Consider the following 25653-nt stretch of genomic DNA (forward strand, 5'->3'; position numbering starts at 1 on the left):
CTGATACCTATGCAATCCGCGACTGAAGCCGTGCCGTCACATAGCGCCTGAATCTCGCCCCGGAGAATGCCCGATGAAGTCCCAAGCCCGCCCTGCCACCGGCCGCCTTCTGTATGCCCAGTCCGGCGGTGTGACCGCTGTGATCAACGCCACGGCAGCAGGTGTGATCCAGACGGCCCGCGCCCATGGCATCAAAGTGTATGCGGCACGCAACGGCATCCTGGGCGCCCTGCGCGAGGATCTCATCGATACTGGCAAGGAAAGCGCCGCTGCGATCGAAACCCTGCGCCACACGCCAGGCGGCGCCTTTGGCTCGTGTCGCTACAAGCTGAAATCGCTGGAAGCCAACCGCGCCGAATATGAACGCCTGATCGAGGTGCTGCGTGCCCACGACATCCGCTGGTTTCTGTACAACGGCGGCAACGATTCGGCCGATACGGCACTGAAAATCTCCCAGCTCGGCAAGGCCATGGGTTACGACATCCGCTGCATCGGCGTCCCCAAGACGGTGGACAACGATCTTGCCGTCACCGACTGCTGTCCCGGGTTCGGGTCGGTCGCGAAATACACCGCGATCTCCACATTGGAGGCGAGCCTCGATGTCGCGTCCATGGCTGACACGTCCACCAAGGTATTCATTCTGGAAGTGATGGGGCGCCATGCCGGCTGGATCGCTGCCGCGGCAGGGCTTGCCGGGGAAAGCGCCGACGCCCCGCCACACATCATCCTGTTTCCCGAGCGAGTGTTCGACGAGGCCGCCTTCCTCGCCAAGGTGAAAGCGACCGTGGAGCGCGTAGGCTGGTGCACCGTGGTGGCCTCCGAAGGCATACGCAACGCGGAAGGGCAGTTCTTGGCGGAAGCAGGTACTCGCGATGCATTCGGCCATACCCAACTGGGCGGCGTTGCACCGGTGCTCGCCGCATTGGTCAAGGAAAAGCTCGGCTACAAATACCACTGGGCTTTGCCCGATTACCTGCAGCGATCCGCACGCCATGCCGCTTCCAAGACGGATGCGGACCAGGCCTATGCAGTGGGCAAAGCCGCGGTGGAGTATGCACTTGCCGGGATGAATGCGGTGATGCCGGTGATTACGCGCACCTCCGACTCCCCTTACCGCTGGAAGATCGAACCCGCCTCCTTGGACAAGATCGCCAATCGTGAAAAGAAAATGCCTGCAGGCTTTCTGACCCGCGACGGATTTGGCATTACCGCTGCGGCGCGCCGCTATCTTTCACCATTGATCCAGGGCGAAGCACCCCTGCCCTACGGGCGCGACGGCCTGCCGAAATACGGGTCTTTGAAAAATGTGGCGGTGAAGCGCAAGCTCGCCGCCTTTGCCCCTTAACGGCGGCGGCGCACATCCGCCTGGCGCAAATGACGCAGATTCTGCCCACAAGCCTCATCGTTGCCGGCTTGCTCAGCCCAGTCGCGCGATGCGGCTTGCCACAAATCCAGCATGGCTTCCGGCAACACCTTGTCGCGACGCTGCCAGGCCAGCGCCAAGTCCATGGCAGCCTGTCGAACGTCGCCGTCGCGATAGGCGCTACGGGCGAGCAGGCCTAGCGATTCGACATCTCCGGGACCGATCACACGCAAGCAACGGTCATAGACGCGGCGTTCTTTGTCTTCATTCAATGCCAGCAACGCCTTCATGGCGCACCCCAGCGCCGGCAGCGCCACCGACGGCACTGCGGTAAGCGGCCGCGCGAGATCGAGCGCGCGCAGATAAGCCGCCTCGCGCGCCTGGTCATCCATGGCCAAGACAGCCTGCTCCAGCGCAAGCCTGCTGGCTTGCAGGCGCAAGGGCTTGTCGGTGTCGTTCAAGTGCGGCGACAGTATTGCCTCAGCCTGTTCCAGCAAAGCCCGCTTGCCGGCGTCGTTTTCGATCGACAAACGACCATGCATCATCTGCATCCACGTATTGGCGTAGTAGCGGCCACTTGGATCAAGTCTGGACAGACGCTCCAACGCATCATCGATTTCGCGATAGCGCTCAAGCGCGGCATTGCCGACCATAGGCGCCGCCACTGCGCAAAGCACATCGATCCATGCAGCGAGCACTTCGCAAGCAGAGTCTTGTTGCATGGCTTGCACGTACTCGTTATACAAATCCCGCATCCGCAGGCGTCGCGAGGCAAGGTTGAGCTGAGTACGGCGAATCTGCTCAAGCTGAGCACGCAACAAGGCCGCTTGCCAGCGCGGGCGCATGTCCGGACGGGCGCAAGCTTCCAAGCCATGACGCAGAAGCACCATGGATTCCTGCATGCGTGCTTCGGCAACCTCCGCTGCGGTGCCCGGCAACACGACGACCAACAACGTCTGCAACCACCAGGCCGCATCGGAGTCGCCAGCAGCACCGCGCGCCAGCGCCTCGCGCAAGGTCTGCTCGGCATCCTTCAACAACGCTGCGTCCACGGGCAAATCCAGCAACGCGCGGCGGCAGCGCGCCTCGCCCAGCATGCCGATACGAATCAGGTCCGGTACCGGATCGGGAATAGTGACCGCTTGCAGCGTGTCGATGCACGATTGCAACAAGCTCATCTGCTCCACCTCGTCCGATTCGCGGTCGGCCAGGTTGATCAGGCAGTGCCCCAGGCATAGACGGGCCGGCAAGTCGTCCGGTGCGATCGAAAGAACGATGCGTAACGCCTCCGTACAGCGAGCAAAGTCGCTCTGCTGCTGGCCGCGGGCGACCATTTCCCAACAAATATCCGCATAGAGCTTGGTCAGCGCGCTCGCTGCCGCACCCTGCGGCGGCTCGATGGACTGTTCAGGTGAATCGCTTTTACAGGTTCCCGGCGTGCGCAGCCAAGGTTTGACGTACGGCTCGATCAGGGACAGCGCTTCAGCTGGGTCGCCTTGCTCAAACAAGGCAGTCGCCCGGTCCACGTCCTGTTCACAAGTCGCCACCAAGACTCGCTCAGGCGGAGCGGGGACAGGCAAGGCTGGCGCCATAGCAGAGGCCCTCGCCAGAACAGGCTTGGTACGTTGCGCATCGAGCGTTACTACCGGCACCGGTGTGAACGAATGCGGCAAGGACGTTGTCCAGCCCATCGCCGACGTACGTCCCGGAGCGGATAGTGATGCGGATGGCTTGCCTCTATTTGGCACCGGGCGACGCATGGAGGCAGGCGGTTGCGACGCCACTGGGCTCTTCGTTGCAATAGGCGCCGACGTAGCGCCAACGAGCGGAGCGACGACAGAGGGCATCGATACGCGGCCCCGCGACGATTTGCGCTGGACACGCACTCGCGGCGGCGCATTGGCATTGGGACTCGCCAGCCGCTCGTCCTCCAACAAGCTGGATACGTCGAGTTTCGGCGCAACGGTTTGCGCTGCTTTGGTGTTCTTGCGACGCAAAAACACCACGATGCAAAACAGCAATCCCGACGACACCACGCCGACAATGAATGCAATGAGCATAGACACGTATGAGCTCCTTGAGTCAAGGGACCTTGCCCGATCCTTGACAACGATCAGTGCGCCATCATTCGCTGCACCGTTATCGTCCGTGACGGGAAGAGCTTCCGTGCTGTTTATAGTCGAAATCGAATCCGGAGATATAAAAAGGGGAACGCCATTGCCAGGTTTGGATGCCATTGAGACGCCTGGATAGGGCAAAGACTTCAACACCTCACCGCGAGCCGGCACCGTTTCCGCATTGAACCTGAGCGTCAAGTCACCTAACTGTGCGGCCTTGATGACTCCATCCACACTTGGAGCCACCCTGCTTCTCACCTGCTCCAAGTACCACGCCTTGGAATCCCGCCGAGCCTCCACCAGCAGATCGTTGAGCGAACGCTGCGATGCCAACTCGACGCAAGCAACCGTGCTACTGCCTAGAATTACGGAGACAAAGAGTCGGCGTATGTAACGCCATGGATGTTGAATGGCAGCGAGATGCTGCCGGAATTTGGATCTATCACTACCGCAGCACGCCACACCAAAACCACTCAAATCTCAAGCAAATACTCAAACTCGGCCGGCGCATCCCGATGGATGGCTATGACATTCTGATATGCCCAACCGGGGAAAATATTCAGCTTGTTGCCCAACAAGTTCGAAGGGTTATAAAGATAGGGATGGTGCGACCAGCACCGATAACCGTGTGTTTTCAGCGCAGCCACCTCCGTGACCGCTTGCTCCATTGTCGAAAGCCGAAAATAGATCGCGGGCTTGTGTTTCCGCAATGTTTCAGAGGCGCCAGCCAACACCGACATGAGCGCACCCGGCGGATTGATCTTGAGCAGATTCAGGGCGGTAAGCTCCATCGCATCCAGGGGCATGCAGTGAACGCGCTCAGCCGGCAATTCGCCAACGGGCTTCAGTTCGATCCGCTCCGCGCGCTCCCCCAATGCGGCATGGTGGGGATATACGTTGTGGAGATCGTTGAGCGCCACCGCGGTACACAGCCCGATGTGCTCCAGGCGCCTCGGTTCAACTACGTGCACCTCGCCGGTCTCGGCCACCAGATCGGATAGATACAGGGCGTGTGCGCCGTATTCAGCGCCGTACTGTACCGCCACGTGGCCTTCGTCAAGCAGGGTGCCTATGGTGTCCAGTTCCTGCTCGATCCACTCTCCATACCTGGTCAGCGATCGGGCCACGAGATCCGTTGCCTGGTTGGCCTTGAGGATGCCGTAACGGGTGCGCCACAACGCCACGCCAGCATTGGCGGATGCACGGGTCGACGGAGCCTTGGCGATCGCGCTGGGAACCTCGGGCACGGATATCTCGTTCTTGCTGACCTCGATTTGATCCATGACATTCCCCGGCGCGATAAAAGTGTGAAAAGTGGCGGATGCAGGAAAGGCAGGGACCTTCGCTCGGTGAAAAGCTTCAGGCCAAAGTGCCGCCTACTGCCCCTCCCCCACTCGAGTACGAAAAGGTTATTGAGCACCGCGCGCGGGTTCTATCAGACAAGCCTTAAAGACAAGACAAGCGGCGCGGCCCGGTTACCGCTGCGTTGCACAACGTGGAATTCGCATTCGTCTGCCTATACTCGACGTGAACCGTCCGTCCCGGGCGGTCGACACAACGATGAGGGGAGGCACCGATGCTGCAGCAGTTTGGCTTGTGGATCGCGTTGGCTTGCGCGGTCGTGGCGATTTTGTACGGGGCATTTTCGGTACGTTGGGTGCTGGCCAAATCGGCCGGCAACGAACGAATGCAAGAAATCGCCTCGGCCATTCAGGAAGGCGCGCGCGCCTACCTCAACCGTCAATACCGCACAATTGCGCTGGTGGGCGTGATACTGCTGATCATCATCGGATTTGCCCTGGACTGGGGCACGGCGATCGGCTTTGCGATCGGCGCGGTCCTCTCGGGCGCCACCGGTTACATCGGCATGAACGTTTCGGTACGCGCGAACGTGCGCACCGCCGAAGCGGCACGAGGCGGCCTGGCGTCCGCACTGAACGTGGCTTTCCGCGGCGGCGCCATCACCGGCATGCTGGTGGTGGGCTTGGCGCTCTTAGGCGTGGCGGGCTATTACGCGACGCTTACGCATTTCGGCTACGACACCGAGCACGCCTTGCACGCCATGGTCGGCCTGGCGTTCGGCTCCTCGCTGATCTCGATTTTTGCCCGCCTTGGCGGCGGTATCTTCACCAAGGGAGCAGACGTCGGCGCGGATCTGGTCGGCAAGGTCGAAGCAGGGATTCCGGAAGACGATCCGCGTAACCCGGCTGTCATCGCCGACAACGTGGGCGACAACGTCGGCGACTGCGCCGGCATGGCCGCCGACCTGTTCGAGACCTATGCGGTCACCCTGATTGCCAGCATGCTGCTGGGCGGCATACTGGGTGACCAGGCCGGACCGAACTCGGTGCTGTATCCGCTGCTGCTGGGCGGCGCATCGATCATTGCCTCGGTCATCGGCACCTTCTTCGTGCGTGCGGGCGGCGGCGGCAAGATCATGAGCGCCCTGTACAAGGGCGTGATGGTTTCGGGTGTGCTCGCGGCCATCGCGTTCTGGCCGATCACCTCGACCTTGATGGCCGATGCCACGCTGGGCGTCACCCATCTTTATGGCAGCGCGCTGATCGGGCTGGTACTCACCGCCGTGATCGTGGTGATCACCGAGTACTACACCGCCACCGAATACGGCCCGGTGCGGCACGTCGCGCAGTCGTCCACCACCGGCCACGCCACCAACATCATCGCGGGTATCGGCGTTTCCATGAAATCGACGGCGCTGCCGGTGCTGGCGGTATGTGCGGCCATCTGGGGCGCCTACGTGCTGGCCGGGCTTTACGGCATTGCCATTGCGGCGACCGCGATGTTGTCCATGACCGGCATGATCGTGGCGCTCGATGCCTACGGCCCGATCACCGACAACGCTGGCGGCATCGCGGAAATGGCCGAACTGCCCGCCGAAGTGCGCGGCGTCACCGATCCGCTCGATGCCGTCGGCAACACCACCAAGGCGGTGACCAAGGGCTATGCCATCGGCTCGGCCGGGCTTGCCGCACTGGTGCTGTTCGCCGACTACACGCATCAGCTGGCGCTGGATCATCCGGGCAAGGTGTATACCTTCGATCTTTCCGATCATCGCGTGATCGTGGGCTTGCTGATCGGCGGCCTGATTCCTTACCTGTTCGGCGCAATGGCGATGGAAGCGGTCGGCCGTTCCGCAGGCGCGGTGGTGGAAGAAGTGCGACGCCAGTTCCGCGAGATCGCCGGCATCATGCAAGGCACCACCAAGCCCGACTATTCGCGCGCGGTGGACATGCTGACCAAGTCGGCCATCAAGGAAATGATGATTCCCTCGTTGCTGCCGGTGTTGATTCCCGTGCTCGTCGGGTTCCTGCTCGGGCCGGTGGCATTGGGCGGCCTGCTGATCGGCACCATCGTCACCGGCTTGTTCGTGGCCATCTCAATGACCACCGGCGGCGGCGCCTGGGACAATGCCAAGAAGTACATCGAGGACGGCAACTTCGGCGGTAAGGGATCGGATGCCCACAAGGCTGCGGTCACCGGCGATACGGTCGGCGATCCCTACAAGGACACTGCGGGTCCGGCCGTGAATCCGCTGATCAAGATCATCAACATCGTGGCCTTGCTGCTGATTCCGCTGCTCTGAGCCGACAGGTGACCATCCGGAACGCGCACCTGCCGTTCCGGATGGTCCATTGACAGACCGGATCGATCCTTTGATCGCCGCTCGCAGACGCCAGCTTGGCGCTGCTCGATTGCGTCCAGCGCCTTCGCGTGCTGCCTGACTTCCCTCACTGGCGTTTTTCCGTTCATTGGGCATGCTGGGGGTTCCGCGCAGTCCGATCGACTCGCGCCAACCACGGAGCGGAAACATGCGTTTGAAGACATCCATCGGGCTGGCCCTGGCGCTCAGCATTACCATGGGCGGCATGACTCATGCCAACGACAACGCACGACCCGGCGCGACGGCAGCCAGCGACGATCCTTATCTCTGGCTCGAAGACATCCACAGCGAACGTGCCATGAACTGGGTGAAGGCACAGAACGCCCACACCCAGAAGCAGTTCGCCGACAATCCCGAATTCGCTCGCACGCGCGACCGCGTCCTGGAAGTGCTCGACTCCGACGCCCGCATTCCCTACGTGGAACGCCGCGGCGACTACCTCTACAACTTCTGGCAGGACAAGGCGCACCCGCGCGGGCTGTGGCGTCGTACCACCTTGAGCGAGTACCGCAAACCCGAACCCCAGTGGGAAGTGCTACTGGATGTCGATGCGCTCAATAAAACGGAAGACAAGCGCTGGGTATTCAAAGGCAGCGATTGCCTCAAGCCCGACTACAACCATTGCCTGGTGTATTTGTCGCCCGACGGCGGCGATGCCATCGAGGTGCGCGAGTTCGACATCCCGAGCAAATCCTTCGCCAAAGACGGCTTCCGCATTCCCGTCGCCAAGACGGAAGTGGGCTGGATCGACGAAAATCATCTCTACGTGGGCACGGATTTCGGCCCGGGGTCGATGACCAGCTCCAGCTATCCGCGCCTCGCCAAGATGTGGACGCGCGGCACGCCGCTGAGCGCCGCAACCACGGTCTATGAAGCCAAGACCAGCGATCTTTCCGTCGGCGCCACGCACGACCGCACGCCTGGCTTCGAACGCGACTTCGTCAACGTCGCGCATGATTTCTTCCACAGCGATACCTATCAGCTCAAAGATGGCAAGCTCATCCACCTGGATGTTCCGACCGACGCCAGTGTCGACGCTCATCGCGAATGGATGCTGGTGCAATTGCGCAGCGCCTGGACGGTCGGCGGCAGCACGTATCCTTCCGGCGCGCTGATCGCCACGAAATTCGATGATTTCATGGCCGGCAAGCGTCAATTCACCACGCTGTTCGCACCGGATGAACACACGGCGCTATCGGGTTATTCCTGGACGCAGCACCACATCATTCTCAACCTGATGGATGACGTGAAGAGCCGCCTCGACGTGCTTACTCCGCAGCCGGACGGCCACTGGGCACGCGCCAACATGCCGGGAGCGCCGACCTTCAGCACCATGACCGTGCTCGACACCGATCCCGATCACAGCGACGAGTATTGGCTGAGCGTGACCGGCTTCCTCACCCCCTCGTCGTTGGAGCGCGGCGTATTGGGCGAAGGCGCGGCGCAGACGCTCAAGCAAAGCCCTGCGTTCTTCGATGCATCGAAGTTCGAGGTAAGCCAGCACTTCGTCACTTCGAAAGACGGCACCAAGGTTCCCTATTTCGAGATCGCGCCGAAGAACCTCAAGCTGGACGGCAGCAACCGCACCCTGCTCTACGGCTACGGCGGTTTCGAAGTATCTCTGCAGCCGTACTACAGCGGCAGCGTCGGGCGTGCGTGGCTCGAGCGCGGAGGCGTCTACGTGGTGGCCAACATCCGTGGCGGCGGCGAATACGGTCCGCGCTGGCACCAGGCAGCCATGCAAGCAAACCGCTTGCGCGCATATGAGGACTTCGCCGCCGTGGCACAGGACCTGGTCAAGCGCGGCGTAACCTCGCCGGTTCATCTGGGCGCCGAGGGCGGCAGCAACGGCGGCCTGCTGATGGGCAACATGCTTACGTTGTACCCGCAACTGTTCGGCGCCATCGCCTGCGAGGTGCCGCTGCTCGACATGAAGCGCTACATCCATCTGTCGGCAGGCGCATCCTGGATCGCCGAATACGGCAACCCCGACGATCCCAAGCAATGGGATTTCATCCGGCATTTCTCGCCGTATCAGAACGTCAAGGCCGATGTGAAGTATCCGGACGTGCTGTTCTTCACCACCACCAGCGACGATCGCGTCGGCCCCGTGCAAGCACGCAAGATGGCCGCCAAAATGGAAGGTATGGGCTACCAGAACGTGTGGTTCTTCGAGAACACCGAAGGCGGGCACGGCGCTGGCGCCGACAACAAGCAGGCCGCGTTTATGCATGCGCTCGCCTACGATTTCCTGTGGGATCGCCTGCAATGAAAACTCTTTCATCAGCTGCGCAGAGATCGTAGTTCGGCCGTGAGCGCGAATAGGAGCAGCGGGGGCGCTAGAATGCCTCCGCTGCCCAACCCTCGTCGCCCGCTCCCATGAAATCTCGCCCCGCGATCCGCCCTGAACTTCGCGACTGGATCCTTGCCACCACGCACGCCGGCCACAGCGTGGAGGCGGTGCTCAAGCTGATGCAGGAAACCGGCTACGATCCGCGGCAAAGCCGCAGCATCGTTGCCACGGTGCTCAATATCCCGCTCACCGCGCTCGACACCCACGCGCCGGCACCCAAGGGGCAGCCGGGGCGTCGCACCCGTCATCCCGAAGCGCCGCAGCTGGCCGTCGACGGGCGCGCCGTCGACGTCACGTTGAGTGTCGAATCGCCCGCTCTGCGCGTGCTCAACAATCTGCTGTCCGCGGAGGAGTGCGAAGCCTTGATCAGGGAAGCACAGCCGCGATTGCAACGGGCGAAGACCGTCGATGGCACCGGTAAGCAACAGATCGATGCGCGGCGTACCAGCGAGGGCATGTTCTTCACCATCGGCGAGTCGCCCCTGGTCAAGCGCATCGAACAGCGCATCGCCACCCTGCTCAGCCTTCCCATCGATCACGGTGAAGGCCTGCAGGTACTGCATTACCTGCCCGGCCAGCAATACGAGCCGCACTATGACTGGTTCGATCCGGAACAGCCCGGCTTCGCCGCCATCACAGCCAAAGGCGGCCAGCGCATCGCCAGCCTGGTGATGTACCTGAATACGCCCGAGGCCGGCGGCGGCACGGCCTTCCCGGAGATCGGGCTGACGGTTACGGCCCTGCGCGGGTCGGCGGTTTATTTCGCCTACGACACCGGCGACGCCGCATCGCTGCACGCCGGCCTGCCGGTGCTGAAGGGTGAAAAGTGGATCGCAACCAAATGGCTGCGCGAGCGACCATTCCAAGCGCCGTCGCGCCGCTGAAGCCCCTGCCGCTGCCCGACAAAACCCGCGAGATGGCCGTGAGAGAGTGGCCACCCCGCGGGCGCGGGAAGTGAGGGAGCACGCCGCCGAGCCCGTTCGCCGTTGGGGGCGACGAACGAAAGGGCTCCCTCCTGGAGCCCGCGACCGTTTCAGACTAGGTATTTCGCCCCATTCCCTCCATAGCCAATTACACGTATTTTTCTGGGGCCAATTGACGGCATGTCGTTCCAACGGGAGGGTATGGCGTGTATCTGGAACTCGACGGCCACGGACCGCTGTACGATCAGCTCACACGTGCCCTGAAATCATCTATCGTCCAAGGACGCATTGCGCCGGGCACCCAGTTGCCGCCGACGCGCGAATTGGCCGACGAACTGGACCTGTCCCGCACCACCGTCCTGGCCGCCTATGAGCAACTGCGCGCGGAAGGCTTTATTGCCGGTCGCGTCGGTTCCGGCAGCTTCGTCAGCGAACTGCAGGCGCGGCCGGTCAACCATCACGCCGTAACGGCGATTCCGCCGCCCTCCCGATACGCGCAGCGCGCCCGCGAAGTACGCGACTGGGACATACCGCGCATCCACCGCGGCCTGCGTTACAACCTGCAGTACGGCAACCCGCTGGTCAATCCGGCACTCAACAATGCCTGGGGCCGCGAACTGGCGCGCGCGGCGACCTATACCCGGCTGCTCGTCAACGAAGTCTCCGGACTGGAAGCGCTGCGCCAGCAAACCTGCGAATACCTCGCGCGCCGCCGCGGCGTGCAGGCTGAGCCGGACGACGTGCTCATTGTCAGCGGCACCCAGCAGGCCATCAACCTCGTCTCGCGCGTGCTGTTGAACGAGGGCGACAGCGTAGTGCTGGAAGAGCCCCACTACTTTGGCGCACATCAGGCATTCGTTGCCCATGGCGCTACGCTCACCGCCGTGCGCACCGATGATGACGGCATCGTCTGCGAAGAGCTGCCCGAGGCATCGCCGCGTCTGATCTACGTGACGCCGTCGCACCAATTTCCGACCGGCGCGATCCTTTCGCTGGAGCGCAGAAAGGCTTTGCTGCGTTACGCGCAAAAGCACCAGTGCTGGATCATGGAAGACGACTACGACGGCGAATTCAACTATGAGGCGCATCCGATGCCAGCGCTGCGATCGCTCGACCAGGATGGCCGCGTGATCTATGTCGGAACGTTTTCCAAAATCATGTTCGGCGGCCTTCGCCTGGCTTACGCGGTCATGCCCAGCGCTTTGCTGCCGGACTTTCGCAATGCCAAATACCTCTGCGACGTGGCCTGTCCGGTGATCGAGCAGGCGGCCCTGGCGCACTTCATGGAGGACGGCGGGTTCGAACGCCACCTGCGCCTGGCGCGCAAAGAACTCAAGACCCGGCGCGAGGCGCTGATCGCCGGGCTGAAGCAATACGCGCATAGTCGCGTGGAAATCGCCGATACGCCGGCTGGCATGCACATCGTGGTTTGGTTGCGCGATTACGACCAGGCCAAATGCGAGGCTCTGATCGCCTTTGCGCACGAAAAGGGACTTGGCCTGTACCCCACCGCCCCGTTGTATCTGCACGCATCAGACCGGCCGGGCCTGATGCTCGGCTACTGCGGCGTTTCGGTGACGGAGTTGCACGAAGCCATGCAGCTGTTTGGTCAGTGCCTGGACTATTTCGAGACACGCTGACTTCAGCCCAGGGGTCGCCTCATCCCACTCATCAGCCCATTGGCCGGGCCGGGTCAGCCTGCCTGGGGACGGTATTGGTGCGTCGCGGCAAGGTTTGCCGTATGCTGAGCGGCTATCCCTGTTTTGGTTATCTGTTGAGGAGTGCCCCATGGGCCTGGATCTGGTTAGCGCCGGCCGCGACGTGCCGAACGAAATCAACGTCGTCATCGAAATCCCGAAGGATGCCGAGCCGGTCAAATATGAAGTAGACAAGGCCAGCGGCGCGATTTTCGTGGACCGCATCCTTTCCACCCCCATGCGCTACCCCTGCAACTACGGCTACGTGCCGGGCACGCTGGGCGGCGACGGCGATCCGCTCGACGCGCTGGTTATCCTGCCGCTGCCGCTGGTGCCGGGCTCGGTGATCCGCTGCCATCCGGTCGGCATGCTGAAGATGACCGACGAAGCGGGCAGCGACGAAAAGCTGATCGTGATCCCGTCGAAGAAAATCTTCCCCGGCTACGCCCACATCGAAGACATCAAAGGGGTGTCGGGCCACTGGCTGGAGCGCATCGGCCACTTCTTCGAGCACTACAAGGATCTCGAGAAGGGCAAGTGGGTAAAGGTGGAAGGCTGGGTCGGCGCCGACGAGGCCAAGGCCGAGATTCTTGCCGGCATTCAGCGCCACAAGCAGAACAAGGACTAAGCTTCTCTTGTCGGTTCCCGAGAACGGCGCGCGGCCCATCGGTCGCGCGCCGTTTCTTTTTCAGCGGATCGCCAGACCGCGCTCCCAAGGCGGCACATCGCCAATCGGCTGGTTCCCGGTTGCGAAACGGATGGCCAGACTCAACGCCGCCAGCACCGTCACGCCGCCTTATCCGTACTACCCGTATTGGAATGGGCCGTGTGCCGAACGCAATCTTCTGCCCGTTCCTGCGCTACCGTCTACACGCACCCAGAAGGAGACCTCTCCATGAAAGCCGTGGGCCTTACCCGATACCTGCCCGTTGACGACCCGCAATCCTTTTTGGACGTCGAACTGCCCACGCCTCAGATCGGTCCGCAGGATCTGCTGGTGCGGGTTGAAGCCATCTCGGTAAACCCCGTCGACACGAAGCTGCGTGCCCCCAAACCGCAGGTGGAAGCGCAACCGCGCATTCTCGGCTTTGACGCCGCCGGCGTCGTTGAAGCAGTCGGTACGGAAGTGGCCGGTTTCAAACCCGGCGACGAGGTGTATTACGCAGGCGACGTCACGCGTCCCGGCAGCAATGCGCAATATCAGGCTGTCGACGCGCGGCTCGTTGCGCTTCGCCCGCGCCGATTGGACGCCGCCGGTGCTGCCGCCCTGCCGCTGGTCGCCATCACGGCCTGGGAGTTGCTGTTCGAACGCATGCCTTACCGCCCCGAAAATGGCGGCGACGGAAAATCGCTGCTGATCATCGCGGGCGCTGGCGGCGTGGGCTCCATGGCTATCCAGCTTGCGCGGCGCGCCGGGTTTACCGTCATTGCCACGGCATCGCGCTCCGAAACCCAGGCGTGGTGCCGTGCCATGGGTGCGCAGCACGTCGTCGATCATCGTCAACCGCTTACGCCGCAGCTGCAGGCACTTGGTTTTGCGCACATCGATGCGGCACTCAATCTGGCCGACACCTCGCACTATTGGGAAGAGCTGGGCGAGCTGTTGGCGCCGCAAGGCCACGTCGGCCTGATCGTCGAGCCGAAGACGCCCCTCAACATCGGCGATCCCTATAAAGCCAAATGCATCGGCATCCACTGGGAAATGATGTTTGCACGCCCGCGTTTCCACACCCCCGACGTCGCCGAACAAGGCCGCATCCTGGCGCGCGTCGCAGCGCTGATCGACGAGGGCGAACTGCGCGGTATCCATCGCGAAGCCTTGAGCCCGATCAGTGCGGAAAACCTGCGTGAAGCGCATCGCCGGCTGGAATCGGGCAAGAGCATCGGGAAATTGGTGCTGTCGGGCTGGTAGGACCATCGCTCGCAAGCGACACCTTCCCCCACGTGATGCGGGGGAAGGTTCGACCATTTGCAGCATTACCCTCGCAATCAGGGCAAGCTGTAGTCGAAGGTATAAGCGTGCTTTCCCTGCTCGATCTGGATCAGCATGGAACCCTTCAAGCCCGTGAGTTCTTCCGTACCGGAGTCCGGCACGACGTGAATCGACAGGCTTGGGACGCCACGATCCATCGTGCCCACGTGCTGCAGCACGAAGCTGCCCCGCTTGCCATGCAGCGTGCCGGTGACGCGCTCGATCGCCACATAGCCCGCCGAGCCTTGTACGTTGCCGCCCGCCGACAGCATTTCGCCCAGGCTGCTCGCTTCCAGATCACCGCTGAAGCGCTTGTCGAGGGTTTGCCGCCCCAGCTTTGCCGCTTCGATGCCCGGCGCCGGCGGCTGGAGACTGAGCTTGACTTCAAAAGGACCGCTTGCGTGCATGATGACTTCTCCGCATTGAAGGAAACCGAGGGTCCGGCCAACCTTTCTGCCGCCAGGCCCGGCACAATGATCGACACGACCGCGTCGACTCATACCTTAGCCCGATCCATGCCCTCGCCGATTGGAAAAACGCGACAAACAACTTGCGGCCAGGCGCATTCCGCGTGAGCACCGACCTTGGCCAGCCGCGCGGCGTTCTTCATCCCGAGCTTGCCGTGGGCGAGTTCAAGCACGAGCGACGCCCGCCATCGCCTGCGCTCGCCGGTCTCGTCGAGCATTACTGGTACGTATCCTGGGACCTGCGCAACTTGCCTGCGCAACAGCAGGAAACCCTGCCGCACCCGAATGTGCATTACGTCGTCGAACCCGGATTGACCGCCATCTATGGCGTGCACACCGGGCGCTATGTACGCATGCTGGAAGGGCGCAGTCACGCCTTCGGTATCAAGTTCAAGGCGGGCGCATTCCATCCCTTCTACGGCAAGCCGGTATCCGGCTTGATGGATCGCTCGCTGCAGGCTCAAGACATTTTCGGCACGGATGCCGATACGTTCGAACGGCAAGTGCTATTGCATGACGACGTGGGGGCCATGGTCCATGCCGCAGAACATCTGCTGCTGTCCAACCTCCCCAAGGACGATCCGGAAGTTGCCCGCATCAGCGAACTGGTGGCAAACATCGCCGCGGACCGCAGCATTACGTCGGTGGAAACGCTGGCCGCGCAATGCGGATTGACCAAGCGAAGTCTCCAGCGCTTTTTCAACCAATACGTGGGCGTCAGTCCGAAATGGGTGATTAATCGTTATCGGCTGCATGAAGCCATCGCACAGGTGCAAGCCGGCAGCTCCGTCGCCTGGACCGAGCTTGCATTGCAGCTGGGTTATTTCGACCACGCGCATTTCATCCGCGATTTCCGCAAGCTTATCGGGCGCAGCCCGGCTGATTACGCTAAAACGCTGCGCAAGCCCTAGTCGTTAGCCGACTACGAACAGCCATTTTTATGGGATCTATACGGAACCCAGGGATAGATTTGTCGCAAATTTATGCGTGTTGGCAGAACAATGCCCACGTGAAAACGCCATCGATGCCACACGCTGCACTGCCTTCCAGGAGGACACGCGGTTTCGGCCTGATTGCGATGGCGGTGCTGTTTTTGCTTTCAGTCTTTCAATTGACGCATCTGCCGGCCGCACCGGCGTCGCACGACGCGATCGATCTGTGGCGAGGGCTGGCGGAAGGCTCGTTGTTTGTCTTTTTCTGCCTTCCTGCAGGACGCAACCGGCAACCTAAAGATTAGGCAGCTCCTGCAGCTGCCTAATCCGGTTTCCTCAAGCCTTGTGATAGACCTCCGCGCCTTGCGCGCGGAACTCTGCGGCCTTTTCGGCCATGCCCTCGCCCAGGGCCGCCGTCTCGTCTACGCCATGTTCGGCTGCGTAGTCGCGCACGTCCTGGGTGATCTTCATCGAGCAGAACTTCGGCCCGCACATGGAGCAGAAGTGCGCGGACTTGTGCGCGTCCTTGGGCAGGGTTTCGTCGTGGAATTCGCGCGCTTTTTCCGGATCCAGGCCCAGGTTGAACTGATCGTCCCAGCGAAACTCGAAGCGTGCCTTGCTCAATGCGTTGTCGCGCACCTGCGCACCCGGATGACCCTTGGCCAGATCGGCGGCGTGCGCGGCGATCTTGTAGGCGATGATGCCGTCGCGTACGTCCTGCTTGTTCGGTAGGCCCAGGTGTTCCTTCGGCGTGACGTAGCAAAGCATGGCGGTGCCGAACCAGCCGATCATCGCCGCGCCGATGGCGCTGGTGATGTGGTCGTAGCCGGGTGCGATATCGGTGGTCAACGGCCCCAGCGTGTAGAACGGTGCCTCGTGGCACTTCTCGAGCTGCCGCTCCATATTTTCCTTGATCAGCTGCATCGGCACGTGGCCGGGGCCTTCGATCATCACCTGCACGTCGTGCTTCCACGCGATCTGGGTGAGTTCGCCGAGCGTGTCCAGTTCGCCGAACTGTGCGGCGTCGTTGGCATCGGCCACACAGCCCGGACGCAGGCCGTCGCCGAGGCTGAAGGACACGTCGTAGGCCTTCATGATTTCGCAGATTTCCTCGAAGTGCGTGTAGAGGAAATTCTCTTTGTGATGCGCCAGGCACCACTTGGCCATGATCGAACCGCCGCGCGAGACGATACCGGTCACGCGCTTGGCGGTCAGCGGCACGAAGCGCAGCAGCACGCCCGCGTGGATGGTGAAGTAGTCCACGCCCTGCTCGGCCTGCTCGATCAGCGTGTCGCGGAACAGCTCCCAGGTCAGATCCTCGGCAACGCCGCCGACTTTTTCCAGCGCCTGGTAGATCGGTACGGTGCCGATCGGCACCGGCGAGTTGCGGATGATCCATTCGCGCGTTTCGTGGATGTTCTTGCCGGTGGAGAGGTCCATCACCGTGTCGCCGCCCCAGCGGATCGACCACACCAGCTTCTCCACCTCTTCGGCAATGCCGGAGGACACGGCGCTGTTGCCGATGTTGGCATTGATCTTGGTGAGGAAGTTGCGGCCGATGATCATCGGCTCGCTTTCCGGATGGTTGATATTGGCCGGGATGATGGCGCGGCCGCGGGCAACCTCGTCGCGCACGAATTCCGGCGTGATCAGTTTCGGCAACGCGGCACCGAAGGATTCGCCTGCGTGCTGTTTGCACAACGCACTATTGCGCAGCGCTTCGACGCGCTGGTTTTCGCGGATGGCGATGTATTCCATCTCCGGGGTGACGATGCCGCGGCGCGCGTAGTGCATCTGCGTGACGTTGGCACCGGCCCTGGCGCGCAGCGGGGCCCGCAGGTGGCCGAAACGAACGTCGTCCAGCTTGGCATCGGCAGCGCGCTGGCGGCCAAAGGCGGAGCTCAGGCCGGGCAGTTGTTCCACGTCGCCACGCTCGGCGATCCACGCGGCACGCAGTGCCGGCAGGCCGGCAGCGAGATCGGCGGTGTAATTGGGATCGGTGTACGGGCCGGACGTGTCGTAGACGGTGATCGGCGGATTGGTCTCGCCACCGAACAAGGTCGGCGTCTGCGCCTGTTCGATTTCGCGCATCGGCACTTTCAGGTCAGCACGACTGCCCTGCACGTGGATCTTGCGCGAACCGGGAATCGGGCGCGTGACGGCTTCGGAAAGTTCTTGTGCGGCGCGCACGAGATCGGAGGGCAAGGCATTCATCGGCATTCGTCCAGTGCTCAAGCGCCATCCCGAAGGACGCGCTTTATTGATGAGTCCGCACAGGGATGTGCGGGGTGTTGCGAACGGATTCGCATACCAGCAACTGAAGCGATGGCGCCAACGCACGGTGCTCCGTGCGACGAAGCTCCCTACACCGGTGCTAACCGGATCAGGTTCGAAGGGACTCTCTCAGCCGACTGCCGCCGGCACCCCCGCTTCCAGGGGGCTATTTGACCACGAAGCGGGGTTGGAAACGAGTGCGGGACTCAATGAATGGCATAGGCCCGCAGGAACATCGTCACGCCGGCGCGGGCGTTTTCCTCGATTTCCCGGGCATAGGTCTGCACGCATTCGGCACAGCCGAACATGCGGCGCATCATCATGTCGCCCTTGATCAGCGAGATGAACTGGACCGCTGCACGCGGCACGTCCTCGATCTGCAGCTTGTGGGCATCGACGGCCTGTTGCAGCAGGCGCTCCAGCAGGCCGCGGCTGCGCATCGGGCCTTCTTCCCACATCAGCTTGCCGTAGCGGGGATTGCCCTGGCGGCAATCGCTGAGGATGGCGCGGAAAGTGCCGACGGTTTCCGGGTCGCAATCGAGCCGGGCGTGCACCTGGGCGATACGGTGCAGCGTGTCGCCGATGTCGGCCTGCGGATCGAAACCATAGGTTTCTTCGGGGAGCAGATCCTGGACGCGTGCACGGATGACTTCGCGGAACAGGTTGTCCTTATCACCAAAGTGACTATAGACGGTCAGCTTGGACACGCCCGCTTCGGCGGCAATGGCATCCATGCTGGTACCGGCGAAGGCGTTGCGTATGAACAGAGCCTTGGCGGCCTCGAGAATGGCCGCACGCTTTTCCATGTCCTTCGGGCGGCCTGGCCCGTGCGGCTTGGTCAGCGGGATCGAGTTCATGGATGCACCTTCACAAATCAAAAAACCCAATTTATTATACGGGGCGGTTTAATTATTTCCTGAATGATACCGAATATTCGTCTGATGTGCGCGACTTTCCCAGAAATGGCGCTCAGCGCCCCCTATCGCAAGGCCCAGCAACGGCTGGCCGCGTGGCTGGAGCGCGACCGGACAGCCACCAGACAGGTGTTCGACCTGCGGTCGGCCCTGGCCTCCCTCGACGCCCGCGACCGGCACAGCCTGTCCCGCTGGCTGGCGTGGCTGGCCGTAGCGGCGCGGAGCCGCGGCGAGTCGATCCTCGGGCGCATCCAGCGCCTGGATCCCACGCTGGCTTCAAGCACCAGGGAAGCGCTCAAACGCTTGCCCATCGAAGTGGTCGGAGAGATGCTGCGCAAACACCGAAAAAGTGCGTAAGTGTCCGCGGACAATGGGCTTTGCATGACTTACGTCAGGTCATTGCGATGACTTCCGGCACTTCGTACACCCCGCCCCAACCCGCACGCTAACCATTGTCGAAACAGGGTCTAAACGCTTATCCTTTTTGACCTTTTTTCGATCCAGACAGGCTTTGTTTTCCATGGCGATGAACTTCGATCAGGCGCGTCAAAACATGGTTGAGAACCAGGTGCGCCCCTGGGAGGTGCTGGATGGTCGCGTGCTCGACGTGCTCGGCCGGGTGCGCCGCGAGGATTTCGTCGCGCCCGAACATCGCCAGCTCGCGTTCGCGGATCTGTGCCTGCCGATCGGGCACGGCGAAGTGATGATGAAGCCGGTCATGGAAGGCCGCGTGCTGCAGACGCTGGCGCTGAAGCCTGAAGAGCAGGTGCTGGAAATCGGCACTGGCTCGGGCTTCCTCACCGCGTGCCTGGCCAGCCTCAGTGCGCACGTCACCAGCGTGGACATCCATGCCGATTTCACCGCTGCCGCCGGCGCGCGCCTGCAGGCAGCGGGCATCAACAACGTGCAGCTCGCCACCGGCGAAGCCGTCGACACCTGGCAGCCTCAGGGCAGCTTCGATGCCGTCGTTGTCACCGGCGCCGTTTACCGTATTCCCGACCGTTTCCTCAGCTGGCTCAAGCCCGGCGGCCGCTTGCTGGCCATCCGCGGCGAGTCGCCGGTACAGCAGGTGATGCTGCTGACCAGCGAAGGCAACGGCCGCTATCGCGAAGAAAGCGTGCTCGAGACGGACCTGCCCTACCTGGCTCACGCCGAACCGCCCCGCCGTTTCGTTTTCTAACCCCGCTCCGACCCCGAACTCTACGAGGCGAACCATGCGCTTGAAGCTTCTGACCCTTGCCCTGACCCTGGCTGCAGTATCCCTGCCCAGCCACGGCGAGGATTTGCTGGATGCATACCGTCAGGCGCGTGCGAACGACCCTGTACTGGCACAGGCCGACGCGACGCGGCTGGCAGTTCACGAAGGCGTTCCGCAGGCACGCGCTTTGTTGCTGCCGCAGATCAACGGCACCCTGGGCCTGACCCAGTCCTCCGGCAGCAGCAGCCAGAACGTCGGCGAAGGCAGCGGCGATGGCGGCGGCGGTCACATCCGTCAGCGCAACATGTCGGTCGAGCTGGACCAGACCATCCTCAACCTGGCCGATATCGCCAATCTGCAGGCGGCCCATTCCACCGCCGACGCACAACAGCAGACCTACGACGCCGCCGCGCAACAGCTGTTCGTGCGCGTCGCCACCGCGTACTTCACCATCCTCAACGACGAGGAACAGCTGAAGTACGCCAAGGCCAACGAGGAAGCCTACCGGGTTACCTACGACCAGGCCGAGCAGCAGTTCAAGGTGGGCATTGCCGCGGTCACCGACGTCTACCAGGCCAAGTCGTATTACGAGGCGGCCAAGGCGCAGACGATTAGCCAGCAGAACACGCTGGACAACGATCGCCAGGCGCTGACCGTGATCACCGGCCAACCGGTGGGCGAGCTGAAGACGCTGCGCGCCGAACTGCCGATGGATGCACCGGTGCCCTCCGATCCGCAGCAGTGGGTCGATAGCGCCATGAAGAACAATCCCACCCTGCTGTCGGCGCAATTGTCGGTGGATGCCGCCGAGCACAGCGTCAATGCTGCACGCGCCGGCCACCTGCCGACCATCAGCGCCAGCCTCAGCCGCGGCAAAACCTCCACCTGGGCGGAAAACGGCAGCTTCGGCAACGGCAACGGTTCTACGCTTGGCAACGGCCGCTGGGGCAACACCATCGGCGTCACGCTATCGGTGCCGATCTTTGCCGGCGGTGCTACCCAGTCGAAGGTTCGCCAGTCGATCTACCAGCGCGACGAAGCACAGGACTCGCTGGAACTGACCCGTCGCCAGACCGTGCAGGACACCATCAACGACTACAACTCGGTGGTGGCCGGCATCAGTGAAGTGAAATCGGGCAAGGCCGCAGTGGAATCCGCCCAGGAAGCCGTGGATGCGACCAAGGCAGGCTTCCAGGTCGGCACACAGATCATGCTGAACGTACTGACCGCGATTCAAACCTTGACCCAGAACCAGAGCACCTACGCAACGGCGCGCCACCAGTTGGTGCTCAATCGCCTGCTGCTGCGCCAGTCGGCCGGCACGATCGATTACAAGGACATGGAATACGTCAACTCGCTGCTGCAGTAAATCGCAGCACGAAGCGCATGAAAAAAGCCGGGAAATCCCGGCTTTTTTTATTCCTGCAACATGCGGTCGATCAGCTTCATCACCCGGCTGACCGCGCCGCGCTCGCTGTCGAAGACGACCCGTGCCTGCTTGCCCATGCGTTTGCAGCGTGGCTCGTCCTGCAACAGGCTCAACACTTCCTCGCCCAGCGCCTCGCTCTGCAGCACGCGCTTGGCGCCGCCGCCGCGTATCAGGGTCAAGGTAATCTCCTCGAAGTTGAACGTATGCGGCCCCACCAGCACCGGCCTGGCCAGCGCCGCCGGCTCCAGCACATTGTGGCCGCCGATCGGCACCAGGCTGCCGCCTACAAAGGCCATATCGGACGCCGCGAAGAAGGGCATCAATTCCCCCATGGTGTCGATCAGGAACACCTGGTGCGAGGCGCCGGGCACGCGATCGGCGCTGCGCGTCGCCATGCTGAATCCGAGGCTGCGCACCGATTGCTCCACCACGCGGAAACGCTCCGGGTGGCGGGGCGCGATCAGCAGCAAGGCATCGGGCAAGCGCTTGAGCACCTCCAGGTGCGCTTCCAGCACGGCAAGCTCTTCGCCTTCATGCGTGCTGGCGGCAATCCACACCGGGCGCAGGCGACCCCACTGTTCGCGAAAGGTCGAACCGCCTTCCAATGCGCCCACCGGCACGGGCATGTCGAATTTCAGGTTGCCGCTCACCGAGACGAGCGCAGGGTCGGCCCCAAGCAGGCGATAGCGCGCCGCATCCGTCCGCGATTGCGCGGCAATCTGACGTACGCAGCGCAACGCGGAGCGCAACAAGGCACGCATGGGGGCGTAGCCGCGCAAGGAACGCCCGGACAATCGCGCACTGACGATCATCAAGGGAATGCCGCGGCGGTAACAGCCGAAATACAGGTTCGGCCAGATCTCCGTCTCCACGATCAGGGCCAGACGCGGCCTGATCTGGCTGAGAAAGCGGTGCACCGAAAACGGCAGGTCATACGGCAGATAGACGTGGAACACGCTGTCGCCAAACAGTTGCTGCACGCGCGCCGATCCGGTCGGCGTCACCGTGGTCACCACCAGCGGCGCGTTGGGGTAATCCACCCGCAGCGCCTTGATCAACGGCTCGGCTGCATTCACTTCGCCCACCGACACCGCATGCACCCAGATGCTGCCGCGCAGATCCGGCGCCTTGAAAAAGCCGAAGCGTTCCGGCCAGCGCTGATGGTAATTGCCGTAACGCATGCCACGCGTAAGCAGCCGCATCACGATGATCGGCGTGGCGAGATACATCAGGATCGTATAGAGATAGCGCAACGGACATTCCTGGCAGCGACGCGGAAGTATACGGTCCTGAAGACAACGGGACGCGCCACGGGGTTGCCTGCACGCAGGAATCTCCTCGACTGCCGGCGTCGCTCAGCCTGGGCGCCCAGCCGCTACAATGCATCGGATGCCCGGAACACCCCGACCTGCCTTCACCCGCTCCCTGCTTTCTCCACGCCTGTGGCCGGCGTGGATCGGCGTGGGTGTGATGAAACTGCTGGCCATGCTGCCGTTCAAGGCGCTGATGACCATCGGCCGTGCCCTGGGCGCAGTGATCGAACGCTACCCTTCGCCGCGCCGCAAAGTGGCGGCCGCCAACATCGCGCTGTGCTTTCCCGAACTCGACGCCAAGGCTCAAGCCGAACTGGTCGACGCGCATCTGCGCGACATCGGCCTGATGCTGATCGAGTTCGCACTGGGCTGGATGGGCTCGGATCGCGCCATCGCGAAGATCCCGGTGCGATTTGAAGGGCTCGAACATCTGGAAGCTGCGCGCACCGCGGGGCACGGCGTGCTGCTGGTCGGCGGGCACTTCTCGCACCTGGAGTTGTGCGCGCGCCTGGTTTCCCAACGCATCCGCATTGCCGGCATGTACCGGCGCATGGACAACCCCGTGTTCGAATGGACGGTATTGCGCGCGCGCTTGGGTTATGCGCGCGCGATGTTCGACAAGGACGACATCCGCGGCACCGTGAAATACCTGCGCAGCGGCGGCACGCTCTGGTACGCGCCCGACCAGGACATGCGCAGCAAGGACAGCGTGTTCGTGCCGTTCTTCGGCGTGCCCGCCGCGACCATCACCGCCACCCATCACCTGGCGCGCATGTCCCAATCGGCGGTGATCCCGTTCTTTCATCGCCGCCTGCCCGATGGCAAGGGCTACGTGCTGCGGCTCGGCGCACCGCTGGAACAACTGCCCAGCACCGACGCCACCGCCGATACCGCCAGGGTCAACAGCAGCATCGAGCAGATGGTGCGCGAAGCGCCCGAGCAGTATTTGTGGGTACACAAGCGCTTCAAGACGCGCCCGGAAGGCGTTCCGCAGATCTACTGAGACCGTTCGCCCCAAATCGACAGGCCAACGACAGGCTGGCCCGGTAGATAAGCGGGTTGGCCTGCTCCACACCTGTCTCCATGCTCAACCAACGCTCTGCCAACCAGCCAACCCTGCGGCCCGGCCGCGCCGGCTGCCGTAAAATCTTGCATTCGGCCCCAAGGGAATGCGCATGAGCGAGACCGTGGAACGGCAGCCCCTGACCTGCCCCATCTTCATGTACCACAACATCGGCAAGGCGCCCCGCGAGCTGCGCCGCTGGCGCAGCTTGTACGTCAGCCCCGCTGCGTTCGCACGGCAGATGTGGCTGCTCAAGCGCATGGGCTACCAGGGCCTGTCGATGGCCGACGCCATGCCCTACCTGCGCGGCGAAAAAAGGGGCCGCATCGCCGTGGTCACCCTGGATGACGGCTACGTGGACAACCTCGAATCGGCCTTGCCCATACTGCAACGCTACGGCTTCACCGCCACCTGCTACGTGGTGAGCGGCAGCCTCGGCCACTACAACAGCTGGGATGCCGAAAAGCTCGGTATCCAGAAACCCCTGATGACGCCCGCCCAGATCCGCGCCTGGCGCGACGGCGGCATGGAAGTCGGCGCCCATACCCGCAGCCATCCGCGCCTCACCCAGTGCAGCGACACTCAACTGCACGAGGAGATCGCCGGCAGCAAGGCGGATCTGGAACACCATCTCGGTACGCCGGTCACCCAGTTCTGCTATCCCTATGGCGACGTGGACGATCGCGTCGCCAAAGCCGCGTGGAACGCAGGCTACGATGCGGCCACCACGACCGAACGCGGACGCGCAACTGCCGGCTCCAATCTGTGGCGCCTGCCGCGCGTCCAGGTCGCCCGGCATCACATCCTGCCTCAGTTCGCCATGCGCGCATTTACCCAATACGAGAACCGTCGCAAGTGAAATTCCTTTTTGTCGGCACCAATCCGGAAAACACGGGCGCCGCGACGCATTTCATCGCCCTGGCGCAAGCCATGGTCGAGGCCGGCCACGAAGTCAGCGCCGTGGTTTATCCGGGGGGCTTGATCGCCAATCATCTGGCCGCGTCGGGCGTGCGCCTGTACCCGGCGAAGTTCCGCAACGTCTTCGACCTCCGCGGCTACCGCGCCACGTTCAAGGCCGCGCGCGACCTCAAGCCGGACTGGCTGGTCGGCAATTTCGGCAAGGAATACTGGCCGCTGATCCTGGTCAGCCGGCTGCTCAGAGTACCGGTGGCCTTGTTCCGTCATCGCACGCCGCCGATGGGGCGCGTATCGGGCTATCTGATCCCCCGCCTTGCCCAGCGCTTCTTCGCCGTTTCCAGCCATGCACGCCAGGCCTATCTCGACCGCGGCGTTCCGCCGCCGCTGGTGCGCGTGCTGTACAACCCGGTGAACATGGCCTGGTGCCAGCCCGATCCGCAACGGCGCAGCCAGATCCTGCACGAACTGGGCATGCCGCAAGATGCGATCGTGCTCGGCTATTTCGGTCGCATCCATCACAGTAAGGGCATTTTCACCCTGCTCGAAGCGGCCGAAGGCGCCATGGCGCAGGAGCCGCGACTGCACTGCATCTGGCTGGGGCACGGCCCGGATTCGCAACAGTTGGGCGAACGCATCGAAGCCGGCTCGTTCGCCCACCGGCACCACGTGCTGGGCTGGATCGACGACGTGCACCCGTACTACAGCGCCATCTCGATGCTGGCATTCCCATCGATCGCCACCGAAACCTTCGGCCGCGTTTCAGTGGAAGCGCAAGCCGCCGGAGCACCGGTGCTGGGCAGCAATGTCGGCGGCGTTCCCGAAACGCTCTCGCCCAATGTCACTGGTCTGCTGCTACCGCCGGGCAATGCGGCGGCGTGGCGCAACGCCATCTTGCGGATGTGCGACGAGCAAGTGCGCGAACCGATGAGCGTGGCCGCGCGCGACTTCGTCGATCGGCACTTCAGCACGCGCGTGATTGCCGACGAATTCGTGCGCATCTTGAGCGACAGTTGATGCCGCCATGCGACTCTGCAGGTT

The 25653-nt window shown here is 62.8% G+C and carries 21 protein-coding genes and 1 riboswitch; of the genes, 15 read left to right on the top strand and 6 right to left on the bottom strand.

What is annotated here, in order from left to right:
• Positions 1 to 73: 73 nt before the first annotated feature.
• Positions 74 to 1345 carry a 6-phosphofructokinase gene (locus ISS99_RS06030; protein WP_204630707.1) on the top strand — a complete coding sequence of 424 codons (1272 nt, stop codon included), beginning with the start codon at positions 74 to 76 and terminating at the stop codon, positions 1343 to 1345.
• Here the strand turns inward: ISS99_RS06030 and ISS99_RS06035 are convergent.
• Entirely contained in the window at positions 1342 to 3429 is a 2088-nt protein-coding gene (locus ISS99_RS06035; protein ID WP_204630708.1) for a hypothetical protein, read from the bottom strand. The two genes, ISS99_RS06030 and ISS99_RS06035, sit on opposite strands and share 4 nt — an antisense overlap.
• Positions 3430 to 3953: 524 nt before the next feature.
• Entirely contained in the window at positions 3954 to 4763 is an 810-nt protein-coding gene (locus tag ISS99_RS06040; protein WP_204630709.1) for a class I SAM-dependent methyltransferase, read from the bottom strand.
• 293 nt (positions 4764 to 5056) lie between these two features.
• Between ISS99_RS06040 and ISS99_RS06045 the strand changes: the two genes are divergently transcribed.
• From ISS99_RS06045 to ISS99_RS06070, 6 genes are all read left to right on the top strand, one after another.
• Positions 5057 to 7084 (top strand): sodium-translocating pyrophosphatase, encoded by a 2028-nt coding sequence (locus ISS99_RS06045; protein ID WP_204630710.1) that lies wholly within the window; start codon positions 5057 to 5059, stop codon positions 7082 to 7084.
• 226 nt (positions 7085 to 7310) lie between these two features.
• The gene (locus tag ISS99_RS06050; protein ID WP_204630711.1) at positions 7311 to 9434 is read left to right on the top strand and encodes a prolyl oligopeptidase family serine peptidase; all 2124 of its coding nucleotides are present in this window, start codon (positions 7311 to 7313) and stop codon (positions 9432 to 9434) included.
• A gap of 107 nt (positions 9435 to 9541) precedes the next feature.
• The gene (locus ISS99_RS06055) at positions 9542 to 10399 is read left to right on the top strand and encodes a 2OG-Fe(II) oxygenase (protein WP_204630712.1); all 858 of its coding nucleotides are present in this window, start codon (positions 9542 to 9544) and stop codon (positions 10397 to 10399) included.
• 245 nt (positions 10400 to 10644) lie between these two features.
• The gene (pdxR, locus tag ISS99_RS06060; RefSeq protein WP_204630713.1) at positions 10645 to 12078 is read left to right on the top strand and encodes a MocR-like pyridoxine biosynthesis transcription factor PdxR; all 1434 of its coding nucleotides are present in this window, start codon (positions 10645 to 10647) and stop codon (positions 12076 to 12078) included.
• Positions 12079 to 12226: 148 nt separating this feature from the next.
• Positions 12227 to 12763, top strand: a complete 537-nt coding sequence (gene ppa, locus ISS99_RS06065; RefSeq protein WP_204630714.1) for an inorganic diphosphatase — start codon at positions 12227 to 12229, stop codon at positions 12761 to 12763.
• A gap of 267 nt (positions 12764 to 13030) precedes the next feature.
• Positions 13031 to 14047, top strand: coding sequence for a zinc-binding alcohol dehydrogenase family protein (locus ISS99_RS06070; protein ID WP_204630715.1), 1017 nt, complete (start codon positions 13031 to 13033; stop codon positions 14045 to 14047).
• Positions 14048 to 14124: 77 nt separating this feature from the next.
• Here the strand turns inward: ISS99_RS06070 and ISS99_RS06075 are convergent, their stop codons facing one another.
• Positions 14125 to 14514 (bottom strand): DUF3224 domain-containing protein, encoded by a 390-nt coding sequence (locus ISS99_RS06075; RefSeq protein ID WP_204630716.1) that lies wholly within the window; start codon positions 14512 to 14514, stop codon positions 14125 to 14127.
• A 164-nt stretch (positions 14515 to 14678) separates the two neighbouring features.
• On the opposite strand from ISS99_RS06075, the gene ISS99_RS23640 reads away from it, so the two are divergent.
• Positions 14679 to 15485: a helix-turn-helix domain-containing protein gene (locus ISS99_RS23640; RefSeq protein WP_204630717.1), complete on the top strand. Its 807-nt coding sequence runs from the start codon at positions 14679 to 14681 to the stop codon at positions 15483 to 15485.
• Positions 15486 to 15583: 98 nt separating this feature from the next.
• The gene (locus ISS99_RS06085; protein ID WP_204630718.1) at positions 15584 to 15811 is read left to right on the top strand and encodes a hypothetical protein; all 228 of its coding nucleotides are present in this window, start codon (positions 15584 to 15586) and stop codon (positions 15809 to 15811) included.
• A gap of 31 nt (positions 15812 to 15842) precedes the next feature.
• Here the strand turns inward: ISS99_RS06085 and thiC are convergent, their stop codons facing one another.
• Both thiC and ISS99_RS06095 read right to left on the bottom strand, forming a co-directional pair.
• Entirely contained in the window at positions 15843 to 17720 is a 1878-nt protein-coding gene (thiC, locus tag ISS99_RS06090) for a phosphomethylpyrimidine synthase ThiC (protein WP_239537774.1), read from the bottom strand.
• 129 nt (positions 17721 to 17849) lie between these two features.
• Positions 17850 to 17944: riboswitch (TPP riboswitch) on the bottom strand.
• A gap of 42 nt (positions 17945 to 17986) precedes the next feature.
• Positions 17987 to 18637: a TetR/AcrR family transcriptional regulator gene (locus ISS99_RS06095; RefSeq protein WP_204630719.1), complete on the bottom strand. Its 651-nt coding sequence runs from the start codon at positions 18635 to 18637 to the stop codon at positions 17987 to 17989.
• 105 nt (positions 18638 to 18742) lie between these two features.
• On the opposite strand from ISS99_RS06095, the gene ISS99_RS06100 reads away from it, so the two are divergent.
• The 3 genes from ISS99_RS06100 to ISS99_RS06110 all read left to right on the top strand — a co-directional run bounded on the left by ISS99_RS06100 (position 18743) and on the right by ISS99_RS06110 (position 21261).
• The gene (locus tag ISS99_RS06100) at positions 18743 to 19051 is read left to right on the top strand and encodes a hypothetical protein (RefSeq protein ID WP_204630720.1); all 309 of its coding nucleotides are present in this window, start codon (positions 18743 to 18745) and stop codon (positions 19049 to 19051) included.
• 163 nt (positions 19052 to 19214) lie between these two features.
• Positions 19215 to 19874 carry a protein-L-isoaspartate O-methyltransferase family protein gene (locus ISS99_RS06105; protein ID WP_204630721.1) on the top strand — a complete coding sequence of 220 codons (660 nt, stop codon included), beginning with the start codon at positions 19215 to 19217 and terminating at the stop codon, positions 19872 to 19874.
• A 34-nt stretch (positions 19875 to 19908) separates the two neighbouring features.
• Entirely contained in the window at positions 19909 to 21261 is a 1353-nt protein-coding gene (locus ISS99_RS06110) for a TolC family outer membrane protein (protein ID WP_204630722.1), read from the top strand.
• A gap of 47 nt (positions 21262 to 21308) precedes the next feature.
• On the opposite strand, the gene waaA is transcribed toward ISS99_RS06110, so the two are convergent.
• Positions 21309 to 22574, bottom strand: a complete 1266-nt coding sequence (gene waaA / locus ISS99_RS06115; protein ID WP_204630723.1) for a lipid IV(A) 3-deoxy-D-manno-octulosonic acid transferase — start codon at positions 22572 to 22574, stop codon at positions 21309 to 21311.
• Between the two features lie 127 nt (positions 22575 to 22701).
• Here waaA and lpxL point away from each other — a divergent pair, with 127 nt between their 5' ends.
• The 3 genes from lpxL (at position 22702) to ISS99_RS06130 (ending at position 25629) form a co-directional block, all read left to right on the top strand.
• Positions 22702 to 23637, top strand: coding sequence for an LpxL/LpxP family Kdo(2)-lipid IV(A) lauroyl/palmitoleoyl acyltransferase (lpxL, locus tag ISS99_RS06120; RefSeq protein ID WP_204630724.1), 936 nt, complete (start codon positions 22702 to 22704; stop codon positions 23635 to 23637).
• A 172-nt stretch (positions 23638 to 23809) separates the two neighbouring features.
• On the top strand, positions 23810 to 24556 hold the full coding sequence (locus ISS99_RS06125; RefSeq protein WP_239537743.1) for a polysaccharide deacetylase family protein: 747 nt from the start codon (positions 23810 to 23812) through the stop codon (positions 24554 to 24556).
• Positions 24553 to 25629, top strand: a complete 1077-nt coding sequence (locus ISS99_RS06130) for a glycosyltransferase family 4 protein (protein WP_204630725.1) — start codon at positions 24553 to 24555, stop codon at positions 25627 to 25629. Before ISS99_RS06125 ends, ISS99_RS06130 begins: the two co-directional genes overlap by 4 nt.
• The last annotated feature ends 24 nt before the right edge of the window (positions 25630 to 25653 follow it).

Origin of the sequence: Dyella mobilis (assembly GCF_016904945.1) — a bacterium.
GTDB classification, from domain to species: Bacteria; Pseudomonadota; Gammaproteobacteria; order Xanthomonadales; family Rhodanobacteraceae; genus Dyella_B; species Dyella_B mobilis.